Raw genomic sequence first — 26,643 nt, forward strand, 5'->3', positions numbered from 1 at the left:
AATCATCGACGTGGCAAAACAAAGCTTCTAAACTAAGCATGGGCGGGTAGATACTTGAGAACTCAGCACTTTCAGCGTATCTGCTCCGCCCTTTTTTATCCCGAACTCACGTTAAAAAAGATTTCAACGTTGCAAGAACCAGCATTGTACTCATCAATCATCTGCTGGAACTTGTCGAGGTAATTCATCCGGCTTTTGTTAAGGCGTACCATCTGGGAAAGCTTTATGGCGAACGCCCCTTTCAGCTTCTTGGCTTCCTTATGCTTGTACTCTGCGTCAAATGCTGTTTGTCGATCCAGTTAGTGATCGCGGACTCTAAGCTGACATGAATATCCTGACCCAAACTTTTACAAATTACCTTGAACTTCAGCAGCCATCTCAAGCGAGATCGCATCCGCCAAGTGGTTCGACAACTCTTGGCTTCTTTAAGGAAGTAACCATCTTAGGAAATCTCAATCTGGAGCGCCAGATTGAGAAAGTATTGAGAACTTTAGATTCTCACAAAGCTGCTGACAGATGCCTTTTTCTGGCACTTTGGGAAAATTTGATGAATTTATTCGGTTAAAATCCACGAAAAATCAAGCTTTCACTCAACTTTGACACAAGAGGGTTAGACCGTCATCTGTAAGCGATCGCTATCCTAACAGTCTGCCAGCGTATAGTTACCTGTGCCAATTAGTACAACTCAATCTTTCCCTTCAAGTTCTGCAAAAGCTCAGCAAGGCCTAATTCAACTGATACAACTTTCAAAAGAAGAGGAAAATAGCGAATAGGAATTGGCATAATTCTCTATTCCCAGTTTCCGATTCCCCACCCCTAAGGAATTTGGTGGAACCTTTAACTTTAAAACTATTTGAAGATTATTTACTGTACTCCATCCCCCACTCCTTACTTCCATCTGCTGTGCATTAAAAATGCATAACACTTATCCTAATTCTCGCAAGAAGCCTATTTTCCTATATTTTGTAATAATTGAGATATTTTCTGGCAATTTTTTGGCTATTTTATTAGGCTAAACCCCTAGCTAGCTGGATTTATTAGGTTTTTCAGGAATGACTAGCTATCACTCAGTTCTAAACTGAGCGGTATGATCGTTTTTGATAGGATTTGAAGTGAGAGAGGTTTAGTAAGCTTCAGTAGTAGTAAATGTTTTCCTTCAGAAATACTGGCGATATAGTTCGCAGCTTACAGTTACTTTGTTTCCAAAATGATTGATTAGTCCCATGCTGTTTAGTTGATGAGCAAGGCTTGATTCTAAATATATTAGTTCGCGAGTCCTCAGAAGAGCCTGCAATGCCTGGAGTAGATCCGGGTGTTGTTTAAGAATTGTCCAATGACGCTGTAAATGATGATGATAGATTCCTGTAGGAGTTGGAGCCGATGCTAGAAGTTGGCTAAGAGTGAGTTCTTCTCGGCTGAGATGATAGAGAGCCGTATGGATGAGAGCTGGATGTCCACCAACCATTGCCATCAGTTGTTTGGCTGATTCTCCATCGCTCCAGTTCAGACCGTAACACTGGGCGAGTTGTTGCACTTGAGCTAACGTGAATCCAACGAGTTGAGTTGCCAACCCCACATTAAAAGGAGACTGATTCAGTTGCAGGGGGACATACACTTCTGTGGAGTGAGCAATAATCAGCCGCAGATTTTGCCAAATCGGAACTCGTTTCGCCTCTTCATACCAGGAGCGTAACAGAGGTAGAACATCTTTGGCAACATGAGGATACTCAAAAATCTGGTTGAGTTCATCCAATGCAAGAACCAAAGGAGTCTTAATTTGCTCTAATAAATGCTGCCGAAAGTACAGGGTACAACTGACTTTGCTACCAATATCTTCATCCCAGTAATCATCTATTTTCGGTTCAAGTTGAAGTTGACGAGTGACGCTGGCACACAAACTGCGGAGAAATCGATTCAGGTTGGCACAAATGGCTCGATCCATTTGCTCTAAATTCAGGTAAACAGTACGATATCCCTGTTGTTGGGCATGATCCAACACGCGCAGAAGCAGCGAAGTTTTTCCCATTTCCCTGGGTGCTTTGACACGAACCAATGCGCCTGGGAGGCAGATTTCGTCACCTGCTTGTGATTCGATCGGCGGACGCGCAATATAAAACGGAGAGTTGCTCGCGATCGGTCCACTGGGAAATGCTGGAGTAAACGCCTGGTTCGGATTGGGGGTAAGGGACGAGATGAGCGGTTGTGGTTGTCCCTCTGGCTGGGAATGAGATTGGGATGTAGTATACGCTTCCAACAGAATGCGACAATTTTTCTTCGTCAGACGTTGCCCAATCAGATCTGAGAGTCGGTGCAAAAGTTCAGGTGCAACTACATTAGTCAAATAGCCAGGACTATACCCAACCTCTTCTGCAATTTGGCTGTAGGTTTGATATTGCCAGATTCCGCGTAACAATAATGTTTCTGCCGGATTGAGCGGACGGATCTGACTGGCAGTTAACTCGCGGTTGAGACTCTCAAAGAGGCTGTCAACATTCATGAGATTAATCCCCAGACAGGAATATGCTGAAGGCATTTTAGAGCATAGTATGAAATTTTTTATGAGAAATCTTATGAGATTTAAGGATTGTCTAATGCAGAAACACAACCTATTCAATTAAGCAGTGATATTGTGTCAGTTTTGAAGGTGCTTCCTTACCAGCAATCATTCAAAATTAGATACGGTTTCGCAATTAAGCCTCTGTGGTGCAAACCCACGATCGCGTTTGGTAGGCAAGTTACTTCTGTCACACGCTCATCTAACCGCATTTAAGTGTTCCAAGTTCCCCGTATGAATCAGTACCAGGTTGGTGGCAGTCTGAGTCAAGACCATCCTTACTATGTGAGGCGGCAGGCAGATGTTGACCTTTATCAAGTTTTAAGTAGCGATCAATTTTGTTACGTATTTAATGCCCGCCAAATGGGGAAGTCTAGCTTGATGGTGCAGGTATTGCATCAGTTGCAACAGGACGGCGTTTGTTGTGGAGCGATCGATCTATCCCGCATTGGTAACGAAAACCTGACACCAGAGCAGTGGTACAAGGGATTTGTCGTTGAACTGTGGCAGGTATTTGACTTATTCCGCACTGTAAATCTGAAACGGTGGTGGGCTGAGCGGGATGGTCTATCTCCAGTGCAACGGTTAGGCCAGTTCATTGAAGAAATTTTGCTGGTAGAAGTTAAAAGTGAGGAACACCCGCGACCTAAGCTGGTACTGTTTCTAGATGAGGTGGATAGTATTCGAGGCTTGGATTTCTCGCTCAATGATTTTTTTGGACTGATTCGTGCCTGCTATAACCGTCGCAGTTTGAAGCCTGAGTACCGACGGCTGACGTTTGCGCTCTTGGGAGTTGCCACGCCATCCGATCTCATGAGCGATCATCAGAGAACTCCATTCAATATTGGTCGAGCAATCGACCTGTGTGGGTTGTATCGAGCGGATGTTCAACCGTTGGCGCAGGGTCTAGTTGGCTGTGTCCACGAGCCGTCACGTGCTCTGCAAGAAATCTTGATATGGACGGGTGGACAGCCCTTCTTGATCCAAAAGGTGTGCCAGTTACTGGTTGAGCATCCCATTCCGGCTCAATCTCAATCCATCACGGATCGAGAACACATTGAACAATTGATTCAAAAATTCATCATTCAAGCCTGGGAATTCCAGGATGAACCCGAACATTTGCGAACTATTCGCGATCGCCTGCTAAATGATTCCCACTTGACGGGGAGACTATTAGGCATCTATCAGCAGATCCTGAAGAATGAGGGAGTGGAGTTCGATGGGAGGCGCGAACAGATCGAACTGTTGCTCTCCGGACTAGCGATCAACCAGCAAGGGCAATTGGTAGTCAAGAATCCCATTTATCAAGCTGTATTTAACCTGAACTGGGTGCGTCACCATCTGGCGCAACTTCGTCCCTACTCCAAATCTCTCGATGCCTGGATCGCCTCTGGCAAAGGCGATGAATCCTATTTGTTGCGGGGGCAGACGTTACAGGATGTCTTGACGTGGGCATTAGGCAAGAGCTTGAATTATGAGGATTATCAATTTTTGGGGGCGAGTCAGGATCTGGCGAAACGGGAAGCGCAAGCCGCCCTGGAAGCTGTGGAACAGGCAAGCCAGATGTTAGCGGTTGCCCGACAACGCGCCAGCCAAGAGGTTCAAAAACGCCGTATTGGTTGGCGTTGGATACCGGGCATAACGTTGAGTCTCGCTGTCCCCCTTTTGCTGCTCCGGGGTTTAGGACTGCTGCAAGAACTAGAATTGAGTCTGTTCGATCAGTTTGTGCGCTGGCGACCTTTAGAACCGATCGATCGCCGCATTGTGATGGTCGAGATCGACGAGCAGGACATTACTCAAGTCGGGCATCCGATGCCGGACAGAGTATTGGCACAGGCAATTCAAAACATTCAGACGCAAAAACCGCGAATCATTGGGCTGGATATCTATCGCGATTTACCCGTCGCGCCAGGACACGCAGACTTAGTGCAGGTGTTTCAATCCACACCGAACCTAATTGGGATCGAGAAAGTGGTAGGGAACCGGGTTGCTCCACCCCCAATTTTGAATCAAAAACAACAAGTTGGATTTGCCGATCAGGTTGAAGATGCCGATGGTAAAGTGCGTCGGGCATTATTGTCTGTTAGGGCTGAAAATACATCACAGTATAGTTTGGCAGTACAACTAGCATTGCCGTACTTAGCAACTGAGGGTCTCGCTTTGAAGCAATTGGATGCAGCGGGGCGACGATTTGAGTTAGGGAAAGCCATTTTCGAGAAATTTGAGCCGCATGATGGTGGCTATGTCAATGCCCAGGCGGGACAGAGCTACCAAATCCTGCTCAATTTTCGAGGAACTGAGGCAAATTTTCTGACTGTTCCATTGCGGCAAGTCCTGAACCGTCAGATTCCTGCCGAACTGTTCCGCGATCGCATTGTTCTGATTGGCTACACTGCCGAAAGCATCAACGATCGCTTCCGGACTCCTTACAACGGCGGTTGGTTCAATCCGGCGCAACCGATCAACGGGGTGACACTCCACGCGAATATCGTCAGTCAAATCATCAGTGCCGCCCTGGATGGACGACCGCTGATTCGCGTCTGGGCTGAGCCGAGCGAATGGCTCTGGGTACTGCTGTGGTCTGGTGTTGGTGCAGTAATGGGCTGGTCATTGCGATCGCCGTTGAAGCTGGCAATCGGTATTTTGTTAGCAAGTGGTGGACTGATGGGCGGTGGTTATTTAGCCTTGTTGTCTGGCTGGTGGATACCTGTAGTGCCGACCCTCCTAGGGCTGTGGGGAACTGCGATCGCTATCATCATTGTCACCGATAAACAACGCGATCGCCTCCAGTTTCAACGCACGCTCGCTTTGCTGTTAGACGCACGGCAAGACTATCCCACGGCTGGACGCATTGCGATCGAGTACTTAAAGCAATCGGAAACAAAAGAACATCAGGTCGCGATCGATCGACAATTAGGGTGAAATGTTGGGCAATGCACACGACGGATGCATCAACGCTCCTGATGGATGGGTTTGGGGTTGTTGCGCGACTAAAACAACCGTGCCAGTGCGATCGACGATCCAATCTTGCGCTTTAACGATCGGCACTCCCCGCCCTCTTTCTACCTCCCTGACTTCTCCATCTTCCCTCGCTCCTCGCTCATCCTGCCAAATCTCCTGTCCCATCAATGGCTGTCGGGGGTCTTCCGGTAAACCACCCCGCCCTGTAATGGCAAATGAACTCCCCTCATCCGCCAGACAGGTAGCAGCTATTAGTTGGCTGGGATCGGTGAAATCTATTGGTAATGCTGTTAGTCCCTGTGTCGGATCGAGAGCGGGAGTTTGAACAGTGACGACTCCCGTGTCGATCGTAGGATTCGCCTGCGAGAAAGCAGTGAGATCATTGGTCGGGAGACGTTGTGGATCGAGTTCATCCGGATTGGTGGTATTGAGTAAGCGTTGCAAATCCTCACGAGTACGGACATCAAACCCAAAGATACGTTGGGCTGTCAGCGTAATTTGTCCACCCGATCCTGCAAAAGCATTGGCAATAATGTCGTTATTCTCATTCGGAGGTGAAACAATGAAATCAGCATCAACGTTAATGTTGCCACCTGTGGCAGTGCCTTCGGCAGTCGTAGTAATGCTGCTATTGCGACGTAATAGCAGGAGAGGCGATCGCAAATTAACGTTTCCCCCACCACTAACAGTGTCAGCCCTGATTTTTCCCTGATTATCAAGCTGAATCGCGCCAGCTTTAACAGTTAATGAGCCTGCACTCCCTGAGCCTTGACTTCTAACGGTCAGTTCTGCGCCATTACTTAGTAGCAACGACCCGCTAGTAATGTTGATACTGCCCCCGTTGCCAGTGCCAGATGGGGCTACACCACTGAACGCTCCACTCTCTCCGTCAAAACTTACCGTATCATGGGCATAGATGATCGCATTGCCTGCATCCCCTCGTCCATTGGTGCCAGCAATTAATTGTGCGCCATTGGTGAAAAACACAGAATTTGCAGTAATGCGAATATCTCCACCCCGACCGTTCGCCATTTGTCCAGCCGGTGAGTTATCTCCCACTGAACTGAAAGCAGAACTGGCAAGACGCAACCTGCGATCGCTGCCATCAAAGCGAACCGTATCGCGAGCGTTAATGATTACATTTCCAGCATCCCCTTCCCCTTTGGTAAGAGCAGATAACTGGGCAATGTTGGTGACGAACACCGAGCCTGCTGAGATGCGGATCTCTCCTCCTCGTCCTTGACCTGTAGGTGCCACGATGCTTACGGCAAGTGAATAATCGAAGCTGACGGTATCACGGGTAGTGATGTTCACATCACCTGCATTGCCCACTCCGTAAGTCCTGGCGTAGAGACCCGTGCCATTGATTGCGGAGAACGAGCCGGTGACGAAGTTGAGAGTGCCACCATCCCCAGTAGCTCCGATTGCCACATCATTCGTAATATTGCTGGCATCCAGGTTGAGTGCTTCCGTCGCATTAATTTCAATATCCCCTGCTCTTGAGTCAACAGCCCCAAATCCTGGAGCAATTCCTGCCAGCAAGCTGCTAGCTGTCATATTCACATTCCTAGCCTGAATGCTAATGCTGCCACCGCCACCTGCACTGACATTCACCAGAGCATTCTCAGTTAAAAATACATCGGCTCTTGCCAGCCCATCAGGGACGCTCAACCGTAATCCCTGCCCCTGCTGTGCCAATCCTACAACTCCCGAACCTCCCACTCCAGCCAATTCTACCCATCCGCCAGGTGCTTCCAACCTGCCGCCCTCCAGCCTTACCTGATTGCCCACCAGTGCCAGAGTTCTGCCTAGTTGAACTTGTAGCCCCTCACTACGAGAATTGAGCGTAATGGTGTACGCCCCACTACTGGGGCGAACAGTTGGGATGCGAGGCATCTCATCCCAACCATTGAGGGGTAATCCTGCACCGGAACCATTTGGATTCTCTACAGCATCAAAAATGTAACCTTGTGAACTGAGAGGATCTTTATCGTAGCTGGAGATACCCAGGTAATAGGTGCCGGAGTGAGCAGAGATAAAGGGTTGATACAACGGTACAGTGGACTGAAATCCAACGCTGTCGTTGTTAGCGGATACGCCCAAGCCATTGCTATCGAACAAAAACAACTGGGTATTGATATCGGTGTTACCCACTGTACTTGCTGTGAAAGGTTTCCCTTTAGTTAGAAACAGTTGGTACAAGTCCACATCGCTGTCACTGCTTAGATTACCGGAGATGGCATCAAACGCCGCTCCCGAATCCGTGCTGTTTACCGTTTGAGCAATCCCCGGAAGCTGTCCCGTATCGCCAACTTCAGTAAACGGGTTATCCGGGTGCGGAATCTGACCAGCTTGCACAACGATATCCCCTTCCCCACCGTTAAACTGGAGTCCGAGCGGCACACTAACAGTCAATAAAGGAGTAGCAGAGGGATTCACAGCACTAAACTCTGTTCCATCTGCAAACAGGATACTACTTGCTGTACTCGCCATAAATGAGCCATGCAAATCTAAAGTGGCATTCGGTCCAAACACAATGCCGTTGGGGTTAATCAAAAACAGATTGGCATTACCCAATACACCTAGAGTGCCCAGAATATTCGAGGGATTTGTGCCCGTTACCCGTGACAGGATGTTTTCTACCCCCGCAGGATTGCTAAAGTAAATGCGCTGCAAATTGCCGACATCGAATTCTTGAAAGCTGTGGAATAGATTCGCACCGCGACGTGCGCCTCCTGCAATAATGTCAGCGGGTTGCCCTTGCAGATTGCTCCCTGGCGTGATGATTGAGCTTTCCGAGCCTAGGCTATTATCTGGCAAAAGCTGGGCAGCACTTGGCAACTCTGGAAAGAAATTTGCTCCTGCTAACGCTGCAATGGTTGCCAGATACCGGCTGCCTCGCCTCCATCGTTGATCCATAATGCACCTTCTGATGACATCTTGTAAGAGAGCTTGGCGATCGCTACGTCAATGTGCAAAACCCTCTGACAGGAATGTCAATAGCGAAAGGGTGTTGTAACAATCCCTCTTAATGCAACCAGAAAATCCTTGGCTTTACAACCGGAGGTTCTAATATCACAAGCAACCTATCTTGAAGAAACTGCGTTTCATTCAAAGATTTCATCCTGCTCAATGAAGCGATCAACGCCAGAAAGTAACCTAGTCAAACTTCATTCATTACAAGTTTATGAGGTTTTGTATGAGGTTTATATGAGTTTTATGGATTTGAAGAACTGAAACGATTTGACAAGATGAGAAGCATCAAAGCAACAACCGTTTCGCAACAGGAACTGCAAAGGCTTTGATTTCATTCATCGCAAGGACTTTTCCAAAATGTTGAATCGTATTGGTGCAGTTGCAGCTTCAGCGACTTTAATTACTGTCGGAACTCTTGCATTATCTGGTGCTGCGCTAATTCGCAGTGAGTCTAACCAGGGTGCTAGCAAGGTTGATTATGGGCAAGAGCATTCATCTATGTCTTCTTTAAGCGATCGTTCTAACCTTAATGTCCCCGCGATTGCTGATTTGAACAAACCCAACGTCCTGTTCTGGTTTTGCGGCACTAATGGGTGTGGTCGTTAGGACTACTTCATTTCTAAATTGTAAGAAATCCACCAATTGAGCGAATTGCTTAGTAATTCGCGATCACCGATCTTATCGCGCTCATCTTGAAGTTAGGACAATTGCTGTGAAGAAAGCGATCGCACTGCAACAAACTCGGAAGATAAAAAGCAAAGCAATCGTTGTTTCTCAGTAGAAAGCACGAAGCATAACCTTGGTTAAACACAATAGCAACGTTGTCTAGTTAATAACACTAACACGCTTGATAAGATGCAATCGGTCAAAACGGTTCTGATGCTAACAGCGAATCTCAAGAGAACGCCTGCTTTGCGATTGAGATAAGAGGTACGTTCGCCGTAACAGTACTCAAGTCTGCTGCGAAGACTTTCTGAAAACGTCAAATTTTGTACACCGGAATATACAGAAAGTCAGGCTTGACTAACTTTTGTAAGTCATATCAGTATTCAGAATTTTGTCCACTGTAACCAGTGAAGTTGCAATTTCTGCACTTCGGGATTGAAACGTAGTGAAAATTAGGAGAATTACAATGAACCTTAAAAGCTTCGCAGAGACGAATGACAAGTATGCGTTTGATGCCATCGCTGAAGACCTTATGCTGACGCTGGAAATTCAAGAAGCATTGGTTGCGATTGGTCTTTTAGAAGCTTCATTTGAAGAGTCCTGGGCAGACCGGGGATTTAATGAGCCAACCGAGGAGGTACTGCTGACCTTTCAAACGAAATTTCTACCCGATACGAGCCTGGAAAGACAATATGGCTACTTTGGTGCAGAAACAGCAAAAGCTTTGCTCGAAGCACAACCTACTAGCAAAGGTACTGTCATCTTATCCAGCTCAAAAAGTGATGGGAAATCCCAAACGGGTGATATTGCAAGCCGCATCTACAATTACATGGTGAAGAAGGGCTATACAGTGTTTACTGAACGCAAGCAATACAACATTGTTTATATCGAGGGGATGAATCCCGACTTTACGCTAAACAATGATGCCCCAAATGAATTCAACGATTTGCGATTGGTGCTAGAAGTTCAAGAAGGCAAGCCAGCAATTGTTGGTAAATGGGAAGGCACGACTGAGCCAGGGAAACTTTATACCATCGACAAACCACTAAATCGGAATGGGGCTGCCCGGATTCAGTTTGGACAGCAGCGCTGTTGGCAGGTAGATATTCATAACAGAGGCAAAGTATCTGCTCATGAATCACTCATACAAACGGGCGGGAAAGTGACGGTACACCGCGATCGCAACAAGGATTCCATACGCACCAATGACAACTTAGATACGGGCTTTTTTGGCATCAATCAGCATTGGGGGTTTGACTTTCCCAAAAATGACATTAAAACCGCTAGTGCGGGTTGTTTGGTGGGGCGAACAACGGCAGGACACAAACAATTCATGCAGTTTGTTAAACAAGACAAACGCTATGAGGCAGATAGAAAATATGTGTTTTACACCACAGTCATAGCCGGTGATGATTTGATGAAATCCGAGCATGATGTCGTTAGCTAAGCAATGAATTAATCAAGGGATTAGGGAGGATTTCTCATTCGTAATCCCTTAATGTAATTGCTGTCCACTATTATATAGAACTGGAATCGCATATGGAGATAACACTAGCAATTGAAAATGATGGTCGCTTGTTTGAGATAGAGGGCGAGCGCACGATTGAGGTAACAAACACAGCAAGTCAAATAGATCGACTAATCGAGGCACTTCAGTTTTCGCAGGCTGACATCTTTGTTGTCTTAACACCTGGTGAAGAACCGCCTGTTCCGAGAGGTTATCGCACCTCAACTCGCAATATTAACTAGACGGGAATCGAGCTGATTAAATCATTTGAAGGATTTGAACTAAAGGCTTATCAGTGTCCTGCGAGTAAGTGGACGATTGGTTATGGTCATACAGGTACTGTCAAGTCAGGGATGAAGATTACGGAAGCGCAGGCAGAACAACGGCTGAAGCGGGAGCTTAAGAAGTTTGAAATTGCTGTTGAGAACGCACTCAAGACATCCGTAAATGACAATCAATTTTCTGCTCTTGTGTCTTTCACGTTTAACCTGGGTTCTGATAATCTCAGGCGATCCACTTTGCTGCAACTGTTGAACAATGGAAAGACTCAGCAGGCAGCAGACGAATTTCTAAAGTGGAATCAAGCAGGAAGGCAGGTTTTAAAAGGATTGACTTTCAGACGGCAGGCAGAACGGGCTTTATTTTTGGGTGAAGATTGGCGACCTTTCCGCGACGACAACGGTTGAAAAAACTTTGGGTGCATCATAGAGGCTTAGTGATATGCCAAATCAAAATGATTCTGACTCCAACATTCATGCTTTGTTAATTGGGATTGACAATTATTCATCCACGTCGCTGTTTAAAAGTTTGGAGGGAGCAGTACGGGATATCAATTTGGTTGAAGCGTTTCTCAAAAATACCCTAAAACTCCCAACAGAACGCATTCGCAGGTTGATTGCGCCCAATCGAGAAGACACCGTATTGCTGGTAGCCCGATCTGCACACGAACCAGAGCCAACTTACAAAAACATTGTCAAAGCATTTACAGAACTGACTGAAGCAGCACAGCCAGGAGAACAGATTTACATTCACTACTCTGGTCATGGTGGGCGGGCAACCACGATCTACTCAGACCTCAAAGGTGAGGGGCAGAGTGATGAGGGCATCGTCCCGATGGATATTGGACAACCTGATGGTCGATACCTGCGGGATGTTGAGCTAGCGACCCTACTCAAGCGCATGACGGATAAAGGATTGGTAGTTACGGTGATCCTGGATAGCTGCCACTCTGGGGGAACGACTCGTGGGGATTATGCGATTCGCAGCTCCGGTGAGACAGATACAGCAATTCGTCCTCGTGAGAGTTTAGTCGGTTCTCGTGAAGAGTTGATCAACAATTGGCGATCGCTCACCGAAGGCACCCATCGCACCACCTGGATTCCTGAATCAAGAGATTATGTGGTGCTGGCAGCCTGTCGCCCCACGGAGTCTGCCTACGAATATTCCGTGAATGGGAAAGAACGGCATGGTGCCTTGACTTACTGGATGCTAGACACCCTCAACACCCTGTCCGGAACCCTGACCTATAAAGTCTTACACGATCGTGTGGGTGCCAAAATTCAAAGCAAGTTTCCCAGTCAGTTACCGATGTTATTGGGAGAGGGCGATCGCGCCATCTTTGGCACCAACCGGATATCGACTTACTACACGGTGACGGTGCTTCAGGTTGATAACAGTCAACAGCAAGTAAAGCTGAATGCGGGGCTGGCAAATGGCTTGGACCGTGGAACTCGGTTTGCAATTTTCCCGTTCAATACGGCTGATTTTGCCGATAAACAAAAACAGGTGGCGATCGTTGAGGTGACAGACATTGAAGCTTCCAGCGCCACTGCACGGGTGTTAGCCGAAGTGGAGGGTGGCATTGGTGTTAAAGGGCAAATTGAGCCGGGTGCGCCCGCTCTCCTGCTGGCTGCTCCTACGGATTTGGTGCGGCGAGTCCGCTTCCACGCTCAAAAACAGTTAGGTAAGGCGGAAAATGAATTGCCCACTCAAACGCTGGTTGCTCAGCAAAAAGAAGCATTAGATGCCGTGCGGCAAGCATTAGTGGGCAATGGTTGGGTGATTGAAGCCAAATCTGGAGAAGAAGGACATTATCAAATCGCATTGGGTAGGAATGGTGAATATGAGATCTGCATTGGGATGCCTATTAAAAACTTAAATCCTCCTCTCATGTTTGGGGATTCTACAGCACCCAAGGAGGTAGTTCAACGATTGATTCACCTGGCAAAGTACCAATCTGTTCAGGAACTGGACAATCCTGCTTCTGAATTGATAGATGCGCTTGAGTTTGTTTTGTTAGATCAGAATAGACAGCCGTTTCCCAACTCCAGCAACATTAGTCTAAAAGACGGCACAAAAGCTTATCTTCGAGCCAAAAATACCGCTTCTCAAACGCTAAACGTTGCAGTGCTAGATCTAGAACCTACTTGGGAAATCTCTCAAATCCCTTTTCGAGGGATTGATGCGGCCTTTTATGAACTAGCACCTCAGGAAACAGTAGACATTCCGCTACGTTTCACAGCACCAAAGGGTGCAGCATATCAGCAGGCAAAAGAAATACTGAAGCTTTTTGCTACTCGTGGTTCTGCCGACTTCCGTTGGCTTAGGTTGCCACCTCTAGATCACCCTATCAAAAAACGGCATGAAGCAACTCGTGGCATTCAAAATGCATTTGGCAAATTACTGGAAGCTGTAGGTGCAGATCCAAGTGTTGCACCTGTCATAACTCGTGCTGCGGTGTATGTACCTGATTCCAACGCAGACTGGGTAACGAAACAGATTCAAGTCACAATTGGGTAAGTACTTGGAAAACTCTGAAACAGAGTCTTGGCTGGAAATATGCTCTCAAGATTTACAGGCTCATATATAGCTCTCCGCAAGTACATGAGAACAAGGAAAATTAGTCTCAGTTTTTTTACTCGCTTACATCATGAAAATCCTGTTTCTTTCCGCTAACCCTCTAGGAACTGATAACTTAGATTTGACTACAGAGGTTAGAAGAATAGATGAGGGTTTGCAGCGATCAAAGCTACGTGACCAGTTTCAGTTTATCCAGAAATGGGAAGTCAATTCAGACTCTCTAAGACGAGCGTTACTAGAAGAAAATCCTGATATCGTACATTTTTCTGGACATGGGGCAGGACAAGCAGGATTATTGCTAGTTGATCAGGATAAACAACCTAAGCCGGTAGAAGGTAAAGCGCTCTCTGGACTATTCAAGCATTTTTCTAGTGTAAGGTGTGTACTGCTTAATGCATGCTACGCAGAGGTTCAAGCAAAGGCAATTGTTCAACATATTGATTATGTTGTCGGCATGAAGCAAGCCGTACGGGATGATGCAGCAATTGCATTTGCTGTAGGGTTCTATGATGCCTTAGGTTATGGTAAATCGATTGATGTTGCATTTGAATTAGGTTGTAACGCTGTTCAATTTGAACTTGCAAGTTTTTCTTCAACAACACGATCACGCAAATTTATTCCGGTCGATTTCGATAAAGTTGAACCGCTACCAGATCATCTTATTCCAGTATTGCTTAAGAAGGAGAGAGGCTCAACCAAGAGTTTAACCAGTCTTAGCCCATCGTCCTCTAAAGCTAATTCATTGTCTGAAAAGCTGCGAAGGGATGATATCTCTGAAGCAGAAGCTCACAGGATATACCGAACACGGGTTCAGGAATTTCTGGCTGATCTTCAGTTAACTCAGATTGAAAAGTTTCAGCTGGCAATACTTGCAAAAGTTTTGGGGCTGCCTGAGGCAGATGCTAATCGAATCTTGCAGGAAGAGCAGGATAACCAGCAGCATGGTACTCAACCATTAACAAATCGTCAATCAGAATCAGGAATTGACAATGTCAAAAATTACTTGCTTGCATTCTTGAGTCTTTTGGTTGTATCAATAGGAGGTTTTTTAATCCACACGCAAACAAATGTTAAATACACTCAATTACAAACCCTTCTACAAAATAAAGACTGGAAAAGTGCTGATGACGAAACTGCTCGAATAATATGGGAAAAAGCTGGTAGACGACAAGAAAGAAGTCTTAGAGTAGAAGACTTTGAAAAGATCCCCTGCTCTGATCTACGTAACATCGACGATCTCTGGGCAAAACATAGTAGAAAGCATTTTGGATTTAGTGTGCAGAAAGGTATCTGGCTTTCCAGCGATGTAAACAGTGATTTAGGTAAGTTCATCGAGCGTGTTGGCTGGGGAGAGCTTAAGGAAGACGGTTTGTTTACTTACTGGTACATGGATGGGCAACTTTTTGATCTTAGTATTCCAAAAGGAAAACTCCCGTGGGCAATGACCTTTCATAAAGGTAATAATGAGACCCGCAAAAGCTATATGGCAAAACTAATCAACTGTTTACCATAAGCCGTTATGGTAGGGCGCTACCTGAGTCATCAGCAACCTAATTCCTTAAATACAATATTGAGAATAATATGGCAAGCAAAGCCCCCATGAAAGATGTGGTTGTGATTCTTCCTGGAATTTTGGGAAGCGTATTGCAGAAAGATGACAAAGACCTCTGGGCTACCTCCGGACAGGCTGTTTGGCAGATCCTCAGCAAGTCTGGTAACACAATTCGCAATTTGAAGCTGGTTCAGGATGACCCCAAGGTAGAAAATCTGGAGGATGGCATCTACGCTACAGCACTGGTTCAAGACACTCATCTGATTCCAGGGTTTTGGAAGATCGACGGCTATACTAAAACTGCCCGACTGCTCACAGATCACTTTGATGTCATTGCAGGTAATATCTACAACGACCCGGATGACAGAGCTGCCAACTTCTACCAGTTTTCCTACGATTGGCGACGAGATAACCGGGCGAATGCTCGAATCTTGAAGAGGTTGATTGATAAACGACTCAAATGTTGGCGTGAAAAGAGTGGAGCTTCCGATGCCAAAGTCATTCTGATGGCACACAGCATGGGCGGGTTAGTGTCTCGCTACTATCTGGAAGTGCTAAAAGGTTGGAAAGATAGCCGAGCATTATTTACCTTTGGTACTCCTTATCGTGGTTCCCTCAAAGCCGTTAACTTTCTGGCAAATGGGTACAAGCAACTGTTTCTAGATTTGACAGAAGTGATGCGATCTTTTACCTCCATCTACCAACTCTTACCTATCTACAAAGTCATCAACATTAATGGCGAATTTCACCGCGTTGCTGAGATTGACAATTTCCCCAATGTGGATCGACAAAAGGCACAAGACGCTTTAGGATTCCATCGCGAGATCGAAGCAGCCGTCGAACGTCATCTCAAAGATGAAAACTATCTCCGCTCCTTCACAACCGTGCCGATTTCTGGAGTGCATCAGCCCACTCTACAATCGGCGACACTGACCAACGGAAAACTGGTGGCGAGTGAGGATTTACCCGCCGTCTTGCAAAATCGTTCTGACTTGGGGGATGGAGACGGCACGGTGCCAAAAGTATCTGCAATTCCCATTGAGCGATCGCGCAATTTGGATAATTTTTTCATCGCTGAACAGCATGGTGGCTTACAGAATCAAGCACAGGTGTTGGATAGCCTGCTGAATGTGTTGCGAATCGGTCAGATTGATCTGGAATCCATCAGAGGAGAAGTGCAAACGGCGATTAGTCTGAGCTTAGAGGATCTTTACTTAAGCGATGAACTGATTACGATGCGTGCCCGGATGATTGGACTGCCTAATTCAGCCGCATCACTCAAGGCGGAGATTCAATCGGTTTCTAATCAGCATCCTTCGGTGGCGGTCGATTTTGTTGAACAGGAGAATGAATGGAAGTTGGCGATCGACCAGTTGCCTGCCGGATTGTACCGCGTCACAGTCAAAACCGAAAACGTAACTGACGCATCTCCTAGCCCAGTTCATGACCTGTTTGAAGTTGTGTAGGATTCAACAGTTGAAGTCATGACTAATACCAATTCAGTTTCCTGGTTCCCAAGCTGGAGCTTTGGAACGAGCAAAACCCTTATGATTTTGTGAAGCATTGTCAGGGAGTCACTGGTTATGAATCTTCAACCATTGTTTGTGTTCATGTCTGTCAGTCTTTTACTGCTGACTAAACCAGCATCTACATTAGCGCAATCTGCTCCCGAAGAGACTCCACCAATTCCAGCGCATGATTCTGACGAAGCACAGAACCCCATTACACAGGTTTTGTTCAAACCCTCAGGTACTGGGCCACCACCAAACACACGAGGAGCTGGTTCTCGTAACGATCGCCACTGTCCTCAAGATGCACCAACCAATCCAGGTAGTTCAGCTACTGAACCATTGGCGCTCACTGCCCTCGTTCCTAACAATCAAGAGGGTTTAACCTGGGTAGAGCATCCTACCGTTTGGGTCTATCTGCCAGAAACGTCGGCGCGTCAGATGGTGTTGAGCGTTAGAGAAGAGAATTCCCAACCGCACTCCCAGCGTTTTCTCCCGATTACAGGGGAGTCGGGGATTGTAGGAATTCCGCTAGATGAAAACGTGCCTCCATTGGAAACTGATAAATCATATCAGTGGGCGGTGGTGCTGGTATGTGGCGATCGCCCCAGTCCCAATGATCCGTTTGTGACTGCCTGGGTGCGGCGGGTCGTTCCCTCTGGCAAGATGAACAATCCGCAGAAAGCTTTAGAACGTGCCGCCTGGTATGGAGAGCAAGGTCTTTGGTACGATGCTCTAACTGCCTTAGCGGAAGCGCGACGATCTGCGAAGCGCTGCTGCGCTTCGCTATCGCAACTCGTTGATCCAGCTTTCACAAAAATTTGGGCAGACTTTTTGACGCAACCCAGTGTAGGATTAGGAGCGTTCGCCAATGAACCCTTGCAATAAGACTCTAACGCCAGTTGCCAACTAAGACAAACGGTGCCCAGTAGTAGGGATGCTGATAGTCAGGCGATCGCAGCAAGGATAGTTGCGCTTGTCGTAGTGCTTCTGCGCGAGTGATACCAGGTTGTTTCAGGGCAGCGTAGAAGTGGGTGATGAGTTCTGCGGTTGAGTTGTCTTGCACCGACCAGAGAGTGGCGATCGTACTGCGTGCGCCCGAACGCACTGCCACTCCTGCCAGCCCCAGTGCTGCACGTTTATCTCCCGTTGCCGTTTGACAAGCACTCAAGATCAGGATTTCGATGGGACGACGATTTTGGCGATCGCGTGCCTCCAGCAGTTGGTCAAGGGCATTCACCTGAATTCGCCCGTCCCAGGTGAGCAGAAAAGTGTTTTCTGCCCGTGAAGAGAATTGCCCGTGGGTGGCAAGATGCACAATCGGGAATGGGGCAGACTTCAGTTGCTCTGCCAGTTGCGTTTGCGTAAAATCCTGATTCAGCAGGGCGATAGTTGGTACAAGGGTAGAAACCTGCTGTATTTCTCGATCAACACCAGGCAGGGCTGAGAACCCCTGACGCGCTTGTGACAATCCACCTGCCAGCGTTCCGAGTTGTTCTGGAGTCAGCGATTGGGGCGGTAAGAGTTGCAATCCCGGTGTTACCGCCAGACTATATTTTTCAATTAAATACTGCTGACCATCGTGCAGTGCCGCTAGCGGAACTCCCCGCAAAACTCCATCCAGAACAAACACCAACGTTTTGACCTGGCTTTTAGCTAAATCTGCTTCTACCGGACGGATTAGCCAGTTGTATAGCTGTTGATGCGGACGCAATGGCGTGTCACTGGTAATGAATGGATAGAGTGTGGTAAAAAGATCGTCAAACACTCGATCAACTTCACTGCCGCTACTCCTTTCACCTACCCTGCCATCGGAATTTTGAGCTAGCTCTGTGAAGTGATAGCGTAGAGGCTGGTTAGGCAGTGAGAGAATAACCGCAAGGCGATCGGGCAAAATAATCGAGTAAATTACCGCTGCATTGGTATCAACCCGATCGATTTGTTGAGGTTTCGCATCCAGACAAGCTTCTCGAAAGAAATTATTCAGTTCGGCTAACTGGAGTGCTTCAATCACAGATCGCGCCCGTTGCAAGTCTGCCTGTGTTGGATTGTTCTCTAACAGCAGTTGCACGAGTTGGCGATAGATAGGTTCTACTTGTTCTCGAAAGGAAAACTGAGCTTCCGGGTTGATCGCCACTAAATCGCCTCGTAACACGGAGAGGGTTTCAACAGCCTGGTTATAGGAAACAATTGCCTCTGAAGTCCGTCCTTGCTGCTTCAGAATCCGCCCCAATTGCCACTGCCAGGAAACCGCTATGTCATCCGCCTGAATCGATTGGGCTATTTGTAGTGCCTGTTGTGTCAAACGTTGAGCCTCTGCCCATTGGCGCGATGTTTCGTAGAGATGTCCGAGTTGCCCTAATGCGTAAGCTTCTGCTCTGGGATCGTTCAGGCTTCTTGCTTGTTGAATCGCGTTGGCAAGCAGTTGCGCGACGACAGAGGGAGTAGGGAGCAGGACGTTGTTGTTCCCGCTCCTCACTCCCGATTCCCTGTCCCCTAATTTCATCAAGCTTTCTGCTAGATTCACCTGAGCATAAACCGTAGCCCGACTTGGCAATAGCTCTGCCAACAGGGATTGAATTTCAGGGAATAAGGGTAATGCCTGTGGAGTTTGATTGCTTCCGACTAAAAGGCTGAATAGATTCAACTGTGCCTGAAGCCGGATCAAATTATCTGGTGCAACGGCAGCAGCTTGTTGATAGAACGCGATCGCGTTGGTGTTTGCAGATGCGATCGCGTTTGGATCATCCTGTCGCACTCTTACTACATTGCCCAAAGCCAGTAGCGTACTGCTTGTATCTCCATTCAAGCGTTGAGAAATCTGCAAACTTGACTGTAAAACCCTGTAGCTCTCTTGCAAATCGCCTACACGCAATAGGGCGATTCCCAAACTTCGCAAGCTACTGGCTTTCAGTAGAGAATCTGGTAGAGGGTGCAATCGAGTAGTGATTTGTTCCAAAAAGCTTTTTGCACGGCGATATTGTCCAAGCGTTTGCAGAGCTTGCACCTGATTCAGTTGACTACCCAGCTTGCCCGTTTCATCCCCTGCTGCTGTATAGGCAGCTTCTGCCTGTTTCCAAGTTTCTAGAGCCGTTTCAGCCTGTCCAGTTTCCAGTTGACGTGTACCCTGGCTATTTAAGGTTTGGGCGCGGATGAGCGCTGCATTCGTCGCATCAGCAGAAGAACTTGCCTTGACAGGCATGCCTCCGATTAACAACACCAAAACACCAAGCCAGAAATTTGTAATAACCGTTGATCTGAGCATTTTAATTGATTTCAAAACACTGCACTTTGAGCTACTACTTTCCCTTTTTTCTGGAACTGACTGTTCTGCTGAAGGCTGCTGCCATGAGTCCCAATAACCAGATTTCAGTCGAATGCCCGGTTGGATACATATCCTCTTAACCAGGTTTGTCAAAAAGTTCTAGAGAAGTGTGGGATAGGTTGCTGCGGAAGCTAGGTCACTCATTCTGCCTACAACCCCAACAACTCCCGCAGCTCCTCCTCTGATGCGAGTTCTCTCCACCCCCCAGCGACCTCGACACGTTGCAACATAGCCTCTATTGCTAGCGACACTAATACTTCCTTCCGAATCTTACGCCCCATAGATCGGCGGGTCTGTTTCACAGCATCATCCAAGGCATCGTTCAATGGCTCTGGTATCCTCGCCGATAAGGGATAGAGGGGAGTTGCCTTGGTATCTTCTGATTCTCGATCAGCTTTTCCAGAATTTTGATTCCTGATTCCCGATTCCTGATTAATTTTTCCAGATTCATGAATCTTGATTCCTGAATCACTTTTTTTGATTCCTGAATCTTCTTGAGGGGCTTCGTCGGATGGTTCGGGAATAATGGACTCTTTTTGGGAGTCGTTGAACAGTTGCAGTGGATTGCGCTGCCCCATGCGTTTTTTACTTTCTGCCACGTTTTTTCAACCCCCATTCCTTGATGGCTTCACCAGCTAACGCTTTAAATGCACTTGCTCCTTTACTGTTAGGTGCATATTCAAATATCGACTGCCCGTGTCCAGCAGATTCCGCGATCGCAACGTTTTCCGGAATGCAGATTCGCAGTAGATTAAATCGGTTGTCACTGACAAGCACCGAGTCTGCTTCCGCTGTCATGTTCAACGCTGGTTTGTATCGGCTACGCAAAACATCAACGGGTACGTCTGGATTGACCTCTTTTAAAGTGTCTAGCACTTGAGCCAAACCTACCAACACCAAGGGGTCTGCCAGCACCGGCACGAGAACTCTATCCGCTACCACGAGTGCGGCAACTGTAGCAGGGACGAGGGAGGGAGGACAATCCAGCAGCACTAAGTCACAATCTAGTTTGCTGATGGCTTTGCGTAAAATCTCTGGAGAGTCCCACTTGACATAAGCCGTATCCGTTCCACCAGGAACTAAAGGTACAGCCGTATCGGTGCGTACTATATCTTCCCCTTCCAACCAACGGTCAAACCCCGGTTGTTTTCCAGGCGCTAATCCCAAAGCATAGGTGGCGGAGCCTTGGGCATCCATATCTACCAGCACTACTTTGATTTTTTGCTGTTGTAACCCCGAACCCAAGTTGACACAGGTACAGGTTTTCCCAACGCCCCCTTTCTGGGACGCGATCGCGATTGTAAACATTTTAAAATTCACCCTTCACAGGTTTAGCATAGCCAACATTCAGGAATCTTATAATAACTAATCATGATTAATTATTCTAGACTAAAGATTCATATTTAATGATTACAGAATCCTTATTCATGAAAATTGCTCAACTAGCTGAATCCAGTGGAGGTACTACGCCATACCGTTAAATGGACTCACTTTGGGCTGGTGTCTAGTAGGCGAGAGCGTTGGCAATCCTTTAAGAGAACGTCAGTTATTCATATTGACGTGCTATTTGCCAGAAGATGAAGTGAAAGAAAGCCAAGTATCCAACTACACCTAAAATCTCGAAGGTCGAATGTCTAGACGCGATAATTTACATTTCTCCCTGCGTCGCACCCTCGAAAAAGACGGGTGGACAATTACGGATGATCCTTTAGTCTTAGTGTTAGAGCAGACACTGTTGAAAGCCGACTTAGGAGCCGAAAAGTTTTTCACTGCCCAAAAAGAAGGGCAGAAAATCGCCGTTGAGATCAAAGACTTCGATTCGCCCTCAGTCATCAGCGAACTCGAAAAAACGATGGGACAGCTTCAGCTTTACCAATGGGCATTGGAAGAACAAGAACCGGAGCGTCAGTTGTTTTTAGCCGTGAGCCAAGCGATCTACATTAAGCACTTTCAAAAACCGATTTTTCAGTTAGCCGTCCAACGAAATAAAATCAACTTATTAGTTTACGAACCGAGTCAAGAGGTGATTCTCCAATGGATAACTCACTAAGCTATGCAGACATCCTCAAAAAAACTCTGCAAGAGGCAACTCGCGCCCAACCCCGTTTACAGGCGATCCAGCTTTACCCCGTCTGCGATGTTGATTCTGGTCACTTTCTAGTTCTGGCTACAGGCTGGGATAAGCAGCGCTGGATCGACACGATTCTGTTTCATGCTCGTTTAGTCGATAATCAAGTCGTGATTGAAGAGGATAATTTCGAGGAAGGTTTAAGCCTGGCGCTGATTGCAGCGGGTATAAAAGCAGAGCATATCGTGACTAGCTCCTCTCCTAACAACAGCGGTAGACAGGGAGTGTATCAGACTGTGTAAAGTCCCTCGATTTCGAGCTTGGAAAGCTTCTTTGAAGTAGGGTATGTGGGTGAACGTAAATTATCAAGATTTGTGGGGAGAAGGGTGGTTGAAAGACAGCTTTTGCACAGCAGCGCGTTTTGTCTCCTCTCCCCGTCGATCGTACTTAGCCGTGGTAACTGGCGATGCATGACCAGCGAGTTTTTGCACGGTGGCAATATCCACTCCAGCATCAAGGAGGTCCGAACAGAACGTGCGGCGAAAATCGTGGGGGGAGAAGGACTCTATCCCTGCCATCTGACCCCGACGCTGCACAATTTTGAGTACGGCATCCGGCGTAATCTGCCTCCACTGCAACCTCCCACTGCTGCGGATGGGCAGTAGGAGTGGACCCGGTTGACGACCCCTCACGGCAATCCACCGCTCTACAATCGCGATCGCCTCTTCGGGTAAGTAAACAATTCGGTCTTTTTGACCCTTCCCTTGACGAACTTGCAAAGCACCGCTATTTGGGTCAAAATCCTCAAGATTCAAGTGACACAGTTCTGCTCGTCGGATTCCGGTTCCCCGCAAGATGGCAATCAGCGCCGCATCCCTGACATCAATGGGTGCATCAGAATTCATGCAAGTTTGCATTAGGGCTGATATTTCACCGGGTTTTAACGCTCTCCCCTTGAGTTTTCTGGACTCACTGATTCGAGGTAAATCTACAGCTTTTGTGTAATCGTCGGCACCGAGCAAATCCAGACGGTAAGCTTCCTTGAGAACCCGCTTAAGAGCGGACAACATTTTATTCGCTGTTGCGGGCGCGTACCGTTGCATTAAAACTGACCGCACGCTGGAGGTATGGTGATACCTGATTTTTGCCCAGTCCAGGCTCAAATGGTCGCATTCGCCAGAGGTCAACACAGAGGTGATCGCATCCAAGGTCTGTTTCATTGTCGGTCTAGACCCTTGTGCCAAATTGGAAAGGTAGACCGCTGCTGGGTGACGGTTGAGAGGTACGGGTTCCGATAACTTTAGGTTTTCCGGACTTTTATCCCGGTGTCGAGTAACCAAGGCATTGCCAGTATTTAGAACTGCTCTTCTAAATAGTACTGTTAAACTGGATGGCTGTAGCAGAAGCCCAAACGAGGGACATCACTCCCCTGACGCAAAACATTGCCACAGTAAACCACCAAACGGAACGGCTGGACTTTCTCAATCTGGCGCACCAGATTGAAATTCTCTGAGGTTGGTTAGTTCCTTAGAGAGTTCCAGAGTTGTCGAACCACTTGGCGGATGCGATCGCGCCTTACGTCCTCCCTTCCGACCTCTAGCTCTGGCAGCGCCTAATCCGGCATTGCTTCTTTCTCGAATAATTTGTCTTTCAAATGAGAGCGATCGCGCCGAAGATGCTGAAGACCAACTTACCACCACTGGTAGCGGTGTCGATGCTTTCGGTCAGGCTGACAAATCCGATGCCAGAGGCATTGAAGTCTTCGATCAATGTCAGCAAATACTTAAGGCTTCTACCCAGCCGGTCAAGTCGCCATACAAGCAAGCTATCCCTGTTCCAGAGATGTTCAAGATACTTGTTAAGTCCCGGTCTTGATTCTGTGGCTCCCAAAACAGTATGACCAAAAATCTTTTCGTACCCAGCTTTTTTTCAAAGCCTCATGCATGAAAGTTTGCTCATTGAAACTCATCGGACAGTATCCAATTTTCATTAAAAATGTCTTGTGACTTATCTATTAATTGTCCGATGAGACATAGATCAAAAGACGGGTAATGGGACGCGCTGGGGCTGGAGTTGAGCTGGACTGTGTCCAGTTGAGAATTTTATCTCATAAACGGTCGTTTACAAGACAAAAAAATGAATATGGATAAACATATTAATTATTCAAAATCAATGAAAAACTTAGAGCCAGAAGGAGACTTCTGATTTGAGTAAGTTCCAATTTGGCTGTCATATGACTTTGTAGATTGAGAGTAAAGTCTTGCAAAAATCAAATGACAAATCCTCATGTTTGGATAAATTTTGATAGGGACTTCAAGGAAGTTATACACTTCTAGCGTTAAGGTTGAAGCTCCGCTTTCACCAAATCCAGCACTAATAAAGTCGGATAAGACCACTTGTAACCCAAGGCGTGCTAAACCAGATAAGTTGGAGATAAATGCGCTTATTTTTCTCGACAAAGATATTTCTTCTAGTGTATTAATCAATATCAATTTTTTGGGAGGTATGATTATTCCATCATTTTCCAATGAAGAAGCTAGGGTATATGTAGGATATGTAGAGACATCGCTGATATCAATCGTCTTATTAGAACTCAGAGTTAAATACTCTCTGCCAAGCCTCAAGCAAATACTAGATGGACGAATCAGCTTTCTTTCAAAAGGAGAGATATAAATTTCTCCTTTTTCAATTCCTTCAATGATTTCTACGTCTGAAAGTATCATAGTGTCTCCATCTCTAACCTAAAGCAGCCCATTTTTTATCATCTCTATTACTTGAATAGTTCCATCAGGAACAAGCTTTTTCCAATCCCCACCAACTTCCATAAGTTGGCGTACTTGAGTTGCTTCAATATTCTTGACTGCTCCTTCGTCCAAAATTTCTACTTGAAAGCCGTAAGCATAAAAAAGACCAACCTTTTTGCGTTCCCAGCTAGAGAAAAGCCTTACATACTGAACTGTAGAATTTGGTTTTGGAAGATAAAAATACCATTTTGAAGTATCAAAAATATGAAAGGGAACAAAAGAGATTTTATTAATCTCAATTCTTTCTGCTATCAGGCTCCTCCTGATCATCTCAGCGCGTTGAAAATAGGTATAGGGATTTGACGCTGGTAGATGCCGATGTCCGCTAGTTACTTCCTCGTTAAACTCAGAAGGTTCAGGGTTTGTGATGCCAACTACACAGTGTTCACATCGCTCTAAAGCACTCAAGAGATATTGAAGATGCTCTTTGTGAAAAGGTTGGAATCTTCCATGTATCATTCCTAAGTGTGCCATTGTAACACCTCTAAAGCTTTTGTGTCTTATTCAATGTCCAGTCAAAGCATTTGTATCAGTGGATAATAGATTTACAATTTGCCTAAACTCATTTTTTCTACTAGGTTCTAGGAACGCTCGCTCTGTAACTTGTTCAATAACTGTTCCAACAGCAGTTCCTACAAGTCCCCCCACACCGAATAGCCCAATTGTCTCACCTGCAATTTCACCTGCTAAAAAGCCAGTGGCTTTATTAACTGAACTAAGTAAGTCAGCAAAAGAAATACCAGCCTCTGCAAGCTGCTCTTTAAGAGCTTTTGGTGTAGAAACGGTCTTAATTCTTATTTTGCCTAATTTACTTACTCCCTTTGGTTCACAAGATAATTCAGCATATAGAAGATTTAGTAAATCCCTCAGAATATATACCCGTTTTTCTTCCGCAGTTTCTGGAATTCTCTTGGTTAGAGATTTGAAAGTAGGACTGCTGCGAATTTTTTGAATTCTGGTATATGGAATCTGCTCTAAAAGAACAGGAAACATATCGATTTCAATAATGTCTTCCACCTTTATCTCTTTTAGCCTAGATGCTATTTCAGGGAATAGATTACCTGAAAAACTTTTTCTATATTCTGATCCTGTAATCATATGAAAATTACTTGTATGAGCAAAATTTTTATGATACGGCTCAGTCAATAACTTCAATTCCAAGGTCTTCTTGACTTCAGAAGCCAAGGGAGAAGCTGTAAGAAGCCTATAGAGATTAGAACGATTTACCTCCCCTTTAGATTCGATAGATTCCAGCATCCTCTGACACAAATTCAATATCAACTCTTTGTCTTCTAAATTTTCAGCACTGATGCCATGAATAAACTGGCTAATGGCTCCTTTAGCAAAGTTGAGATAAGTGCCTTGAAGCCCTTTCCAGGGAATTATTGCGGAATTCTTAATTGATAAGAAATGATTCAAATTGGCAATGTGTTGTATAAAATCTTGACCACCGATATCAAATAGAGGGCCAAGCGAACTTGTTTTTCCCTTAGAGTATAGGTAGTCTATGCGTTGTTGTTGATCAACATTTAACCAAGATAGTCTTGCAGGCTTCTCGCGATTTATGATAAGTTCACATAGCACCTCGTCAAAACTACTAGCACTTTCACGCAAAGAGATTGCTATAGGCGAGAATCCATCATTTTCTGGAGTTAATAAAAAGCTTAATAAGTCAGGACGTTGAAGTAGTTTCTGGAACGTTTTATTGTTAATAGCTTGGTTATCTGATATTGCTAGACGACTTGAGGTTAATAAGCCTAACTTGAGAAGCCACTCAACATCTTTATAGCTAGATGGAATCCACGGATCGAGGGAAGCGAGATAGTGGGGTTTTGGGATATGAGACTTTTCTTGTTCAGGCAT

23 protein-coding genes are annotated in these 26,643 nt (G+C 46.2%); 13 read left to right on the top strand and 10 right to left on the bottom strand.

Annotation, left to right across the window (positions count from 1 at the left end):
• Positions 1 to 325 precede the first annotated feature (325 nt).
• Positions 326 to 565, top strand: a complete 240-nt coding sequence (locus NDI33_RS24585; protein WP_190671952.1) for a hypothetical protein — start codon at positions 326 to 328, stop codon at positions 563 to 565.
• Positions 566 to 1,156: 591 nt separating this feature from the next.
• On the opposite strand, the gene NDI33_RS24590 is transcribed toward NDI33_RS24585, so the two are convergent.
• Positions 1,157 to 2,497, bottom strand: coding sequence for an AAA-like domain-containing protein (locus tag NDI33_RS24590; protein WP_190671955.1), 1,341 nt, complete (start codon positions 2,495 to 2,497; stop codon positions 1,157 to 1,159).
• A gap of 291 nt (positions 2,498 to 2,788) precedes the next feature.
• Here NDI33_RS24590 and NDI33_RS24595 point away from each other — a divergent pair, with 291 nt between their 5' ends.
• Positions 2,789 to 5,476, top strand: a complete 2,688-nt coding sequence (locus NDI33_RS24595; RefSeq protein ID WP_190671957.1) for a CHASE2 domain-containing protein — start codon at positions 2,789 to 2,791, stop codon at positions 5,474 to 5,476.
• Here the strand turns inward: NDI33_RS24595 and NDI33_RS24600 are convergent.
• Positions 5,468 to 8,434, bottom strand: a complete 2,967-nt coding sequence (locus tag NDI33_RS24600) for an S-layer family protein (RefSeq protein WP_190671960.1) — start codon at positions 8,432 to 8,434, stop codon at positions 5,468 to 5,470. The genes NDI33_RS24595 and NDI33_RS24600 overlap by 9 nt on opposite strands.
• A 414-nt stretch (positions 8,435 to 8,848) precedes the next feature.
• Here NDI33_RS24600 and NDI33_RS24605 point away from each other — a divergent pair, with 414 nt between their 5' ends.
• The 8 genes from NDI33_RS24605 to NDI33_RS24640 all read left to right on the top strand — a co-directional run bounded on the left by NDI33_RS24605 (position 8,849) and on the right by NDI33_RS24640 (position 17,471).
• Positions 8,849 to 9,097, top strand: a complete 249-nt coding sequence (locus NDI33_RS24605) for a hypothetical protein (protein ID WP_190671963.1) — start codon at positions 8,849 to 8,851, stop codon at positions 9,095 to 9,097.
• A 526-nt stretch (positions 9,098 to 9,623) separates the two neighbouring features.
• Entirely contained in the window at positions 9,624 to 10,604 is a 981-nt protein-coding gene (locus NDI33_RS24610) for a peptidoglycan-binding protein (RefSeq protein ID WP_190671966.1), read from the top strand.
• A 92-nt stretch (positions 10,605 to 10,696) separates the two neighbouring features.
• Positions 10,697 to 10,906: a hypothetical protein gene (locus NDI33_RS24615; protein ID WP_190671969.1), complete on the top strand. Its 210-nt coding sequence runs from the start codon at positions 10,697 to 10,699 to the stop codon at positions 10,904 to 10,906.
• A gap of 75 nt (positions 10,907 to 10,981) precedes the next feature.
• Complete coding sequence (locus NDI33_RS24620) at positions 10,982 to 11,350, top strand: lysozyme (RefSeq protein WP_347275832.1); 369 nt, start codon at positions 10,982 to 10,984, stop codon at positions 11,348 to 11,350.
• A 34-nt stretch (positions 11,351 to 11,384) separates the two neighbouring features.
• Positions 11,385 to 13,463, top strand: a complete 2,079-nt coding sequence (locus NDI33_RS24625) for a caspase family protein (RefSeq protein WP_190671973.1) — start codon at positions 11,385 to 11,387, stop codon at positions 13,461 to 13,463.
• Between the two features lie 130 nt (positions 13,464 to 13,593).
• Complete coding sequence (locus NDI33_RS24630) at positions 13,594 to 15,036, top strand: GUN4 domain-containing protein (RefSeq protein ID WP_190671975.1); 1,443 nt, start codon at positions 13,594 to 13,596, stop codon at positions 15,034 to 15,036.
• A gap of 68 nt (positions 15,037 to 15,104) precedes the next feature.
• Positions 15,105 to 16,541, top strand: coding sequence for a lecithin--cholesterol acyltransferase (locus NDI33_RS24635; protein ID WP_190671977.1), 1,437 nt, complete (start codon positions 15,105 to 15,107; stop codon positions 16,539 to 16,541).
• Positions 16,542 to 16,658: 117 nt separating this feature from the next.
• Positions 16,659 to 17,471 (top strand): DUF928 domain-containing protein, encoded by an 813-nt coding sequence (locus tag NDI33_RS24640; protein WP_190671981.1) that lies wholly within the window; start codon positions 16,659 to 16,661, stop codon positions 17,469 to 17,471.
• 4 nt (positions 17,472 to 17,475) lie between these two features.
• On the opposite strand, the gene NDI33_RS24645 is transcribed toward NDI33_RS24640, so the two are convergent.
• From NDI33_RS24645 to NDI33_RS24655, 3 genes are all read right to left on the bottom strand, one after another.
• On the bottom strand, positions 17,476 to 19,785 hold the full coding sequence (locus NDI33_RS24645) for a CHAT domain-containing protein (RefSeq protein WP_242032974.1): 2,310 nt from the start codon (positions 19,783 to 19,785) through the stop codon (positions 17,476 to 17,478).
• Between the two features lie 272 nt (positions 19,786 to 20,057).
• A complete protein-coding gene (locus NDI33_RS24650) occupies positions 20,058 to 20,507 on the bottom strand; it encodes a hypothetical protein (RefSeq protein WP_190671987.1) in 450 nt (149 codons plus the stop codon).
• A complete protein-coding gene (locus NDI33_RS24655; RefSeq protein ID WP_190671990.1) occupies positions 20,494 to 21,216 on the bottom strand; it encodes a ParA family protein in 723 nt (240 codons plus the stop codon). Before NDI33_RS24655 ends, NDI33_RS24650 begins: the two co-directional genes overlap by 14 nt.
• Before the next feature lie 322 nt (positions 21,217 to 21,538).
• On the opposite strand from NDI33_RS24655, the gene NDI33_RS24660 reads away from it, so the two are divergent.
• Positions 21,539 to 21,958 carry a XisH family protein gene (locus NDI33_RS24660; protein WP_190671993.1) on the top strand — a complete coding sequence of 140 codons (420 nt, stop codon included), beginning with the start codon at positions 21,539 to 21,541 and terminating at the stop codon, positions 21,956 to 21,958.
• Positions 21,943 to 22,278, top strand: a complete 336-nt coding sequence (locus tag NDI33_RS24665; RefSeq protein ID WP_190671996.1) for an element excision factor XisI family protein — start codon at positions 21,943 to 21,945, stop codon at positions 22,276 to 22,278. Before NDI33_RS24660 ends, NDI33_RS24665 begins: the two co-directional genes overlap by 16 nt.
• A 63-nt stretch (positions 22,279 to 22,341) precedes the next feature.
• On the opposite strand, the gene NDI33_RS24670 is transcribed toward NDI33_RS24665, so the two are convergent.
• The gene (locus tag NDI33_RS24670) at positions 22,342 to 23,316 is read right to left on the bottom strand and encodes a tyrosine-type recombinase/integrase (RefSeq protein WP_190671998.1); all 975 of its coding nucleotides are present in this window, start codon (positions 23,314 to 23,316) and stop codon (positions 22,342 to 22,344) included.
• Positions 23,317 to 23,366: 50 nt separating this feature from the next.
• On the opposite strand from NDI33_RS24670, the gene NDI33_RS24675 reads away from it, so the two are divergent.
• Entirely contained in the window at positions 23,367 to 23,489 is a 123-nt protein-coding gene (locus NDI33_RS24675; RefSeq protein ID WP_277878742.1) for a hypothetical protein, read from the top strand.
• Between the two features lie 137 nt (positions 23,490 to 23,626).
• Here NDI33_RS24675 and NDI33_RS24680 read toward each other — a convergent pair whose 3' ends face one another.
• The 4 genes from NDI33_RS24680 to NDI33_RS24695 form a co-directional block, all read right to left on the bottom strand.
• Positions 23,627 to 23,866 carry a recombinase family protein gene (locus NDI33_RS24680; protein WP_199302263.1) on the bottom strand — a complete coding sequence of 80 codons (240 nt, stop codon included), beginning with the start codon at positions 23,864 to 23,866 and terminating at the stop codon, positions 23,627 to 23,629.
• A gap of 269 nt (positions 23,867 to 24,135) precedes the next feature.
• Entirely contained in the window at positions 24,136 to 24,699 is a 564-nt protein-coding gene (gene dcd, locus NDI33_RS24685) for a dCTP deaminase (RefSeq protein ID WP_190672000.1), read from the bottom strand.
• Between the two features lie 18 nt (positions 24,700 to 24,717).
• Positions 24,718 to 25,254: a nicotinate-nucleotide adenylyltransferase gene (locus NDI33_RS24690; RefSeq protein ID WP_190672001.1), complete on the bottom strand. Its 537-nt coding sequence runs from the start codon at positions 25,252 to 25,254 to the stop codon at positions 24,718 to 24,720.
• A 30-nt stretch (positions 25,255 to 25,284) separates the two neighbouring features.
• Positions 25,285 to 26,643 carry a hypothetical protein gene (locus NDI33_RS24695; RefSeq protein ID WP_190672003.1) on the bottom strand — a complete coding sequence of 453 codons (1,359 nt, stop codon included), beginning with the start codon at positions 26,641 to 26,643 and terminating at the stop codon, positions 25,285 to 25,287.

The organism is Trichocoleus sp. DQ-A1 (assembly GCF_039961955.1).
In the GTDB taxonomy this organism is placed as follows: domain Bacteria; phylum Cyanobacteriota; class Cyanobacteriia; order Cyanobacteriales; family FACHB-T130; genus FACHB-T130.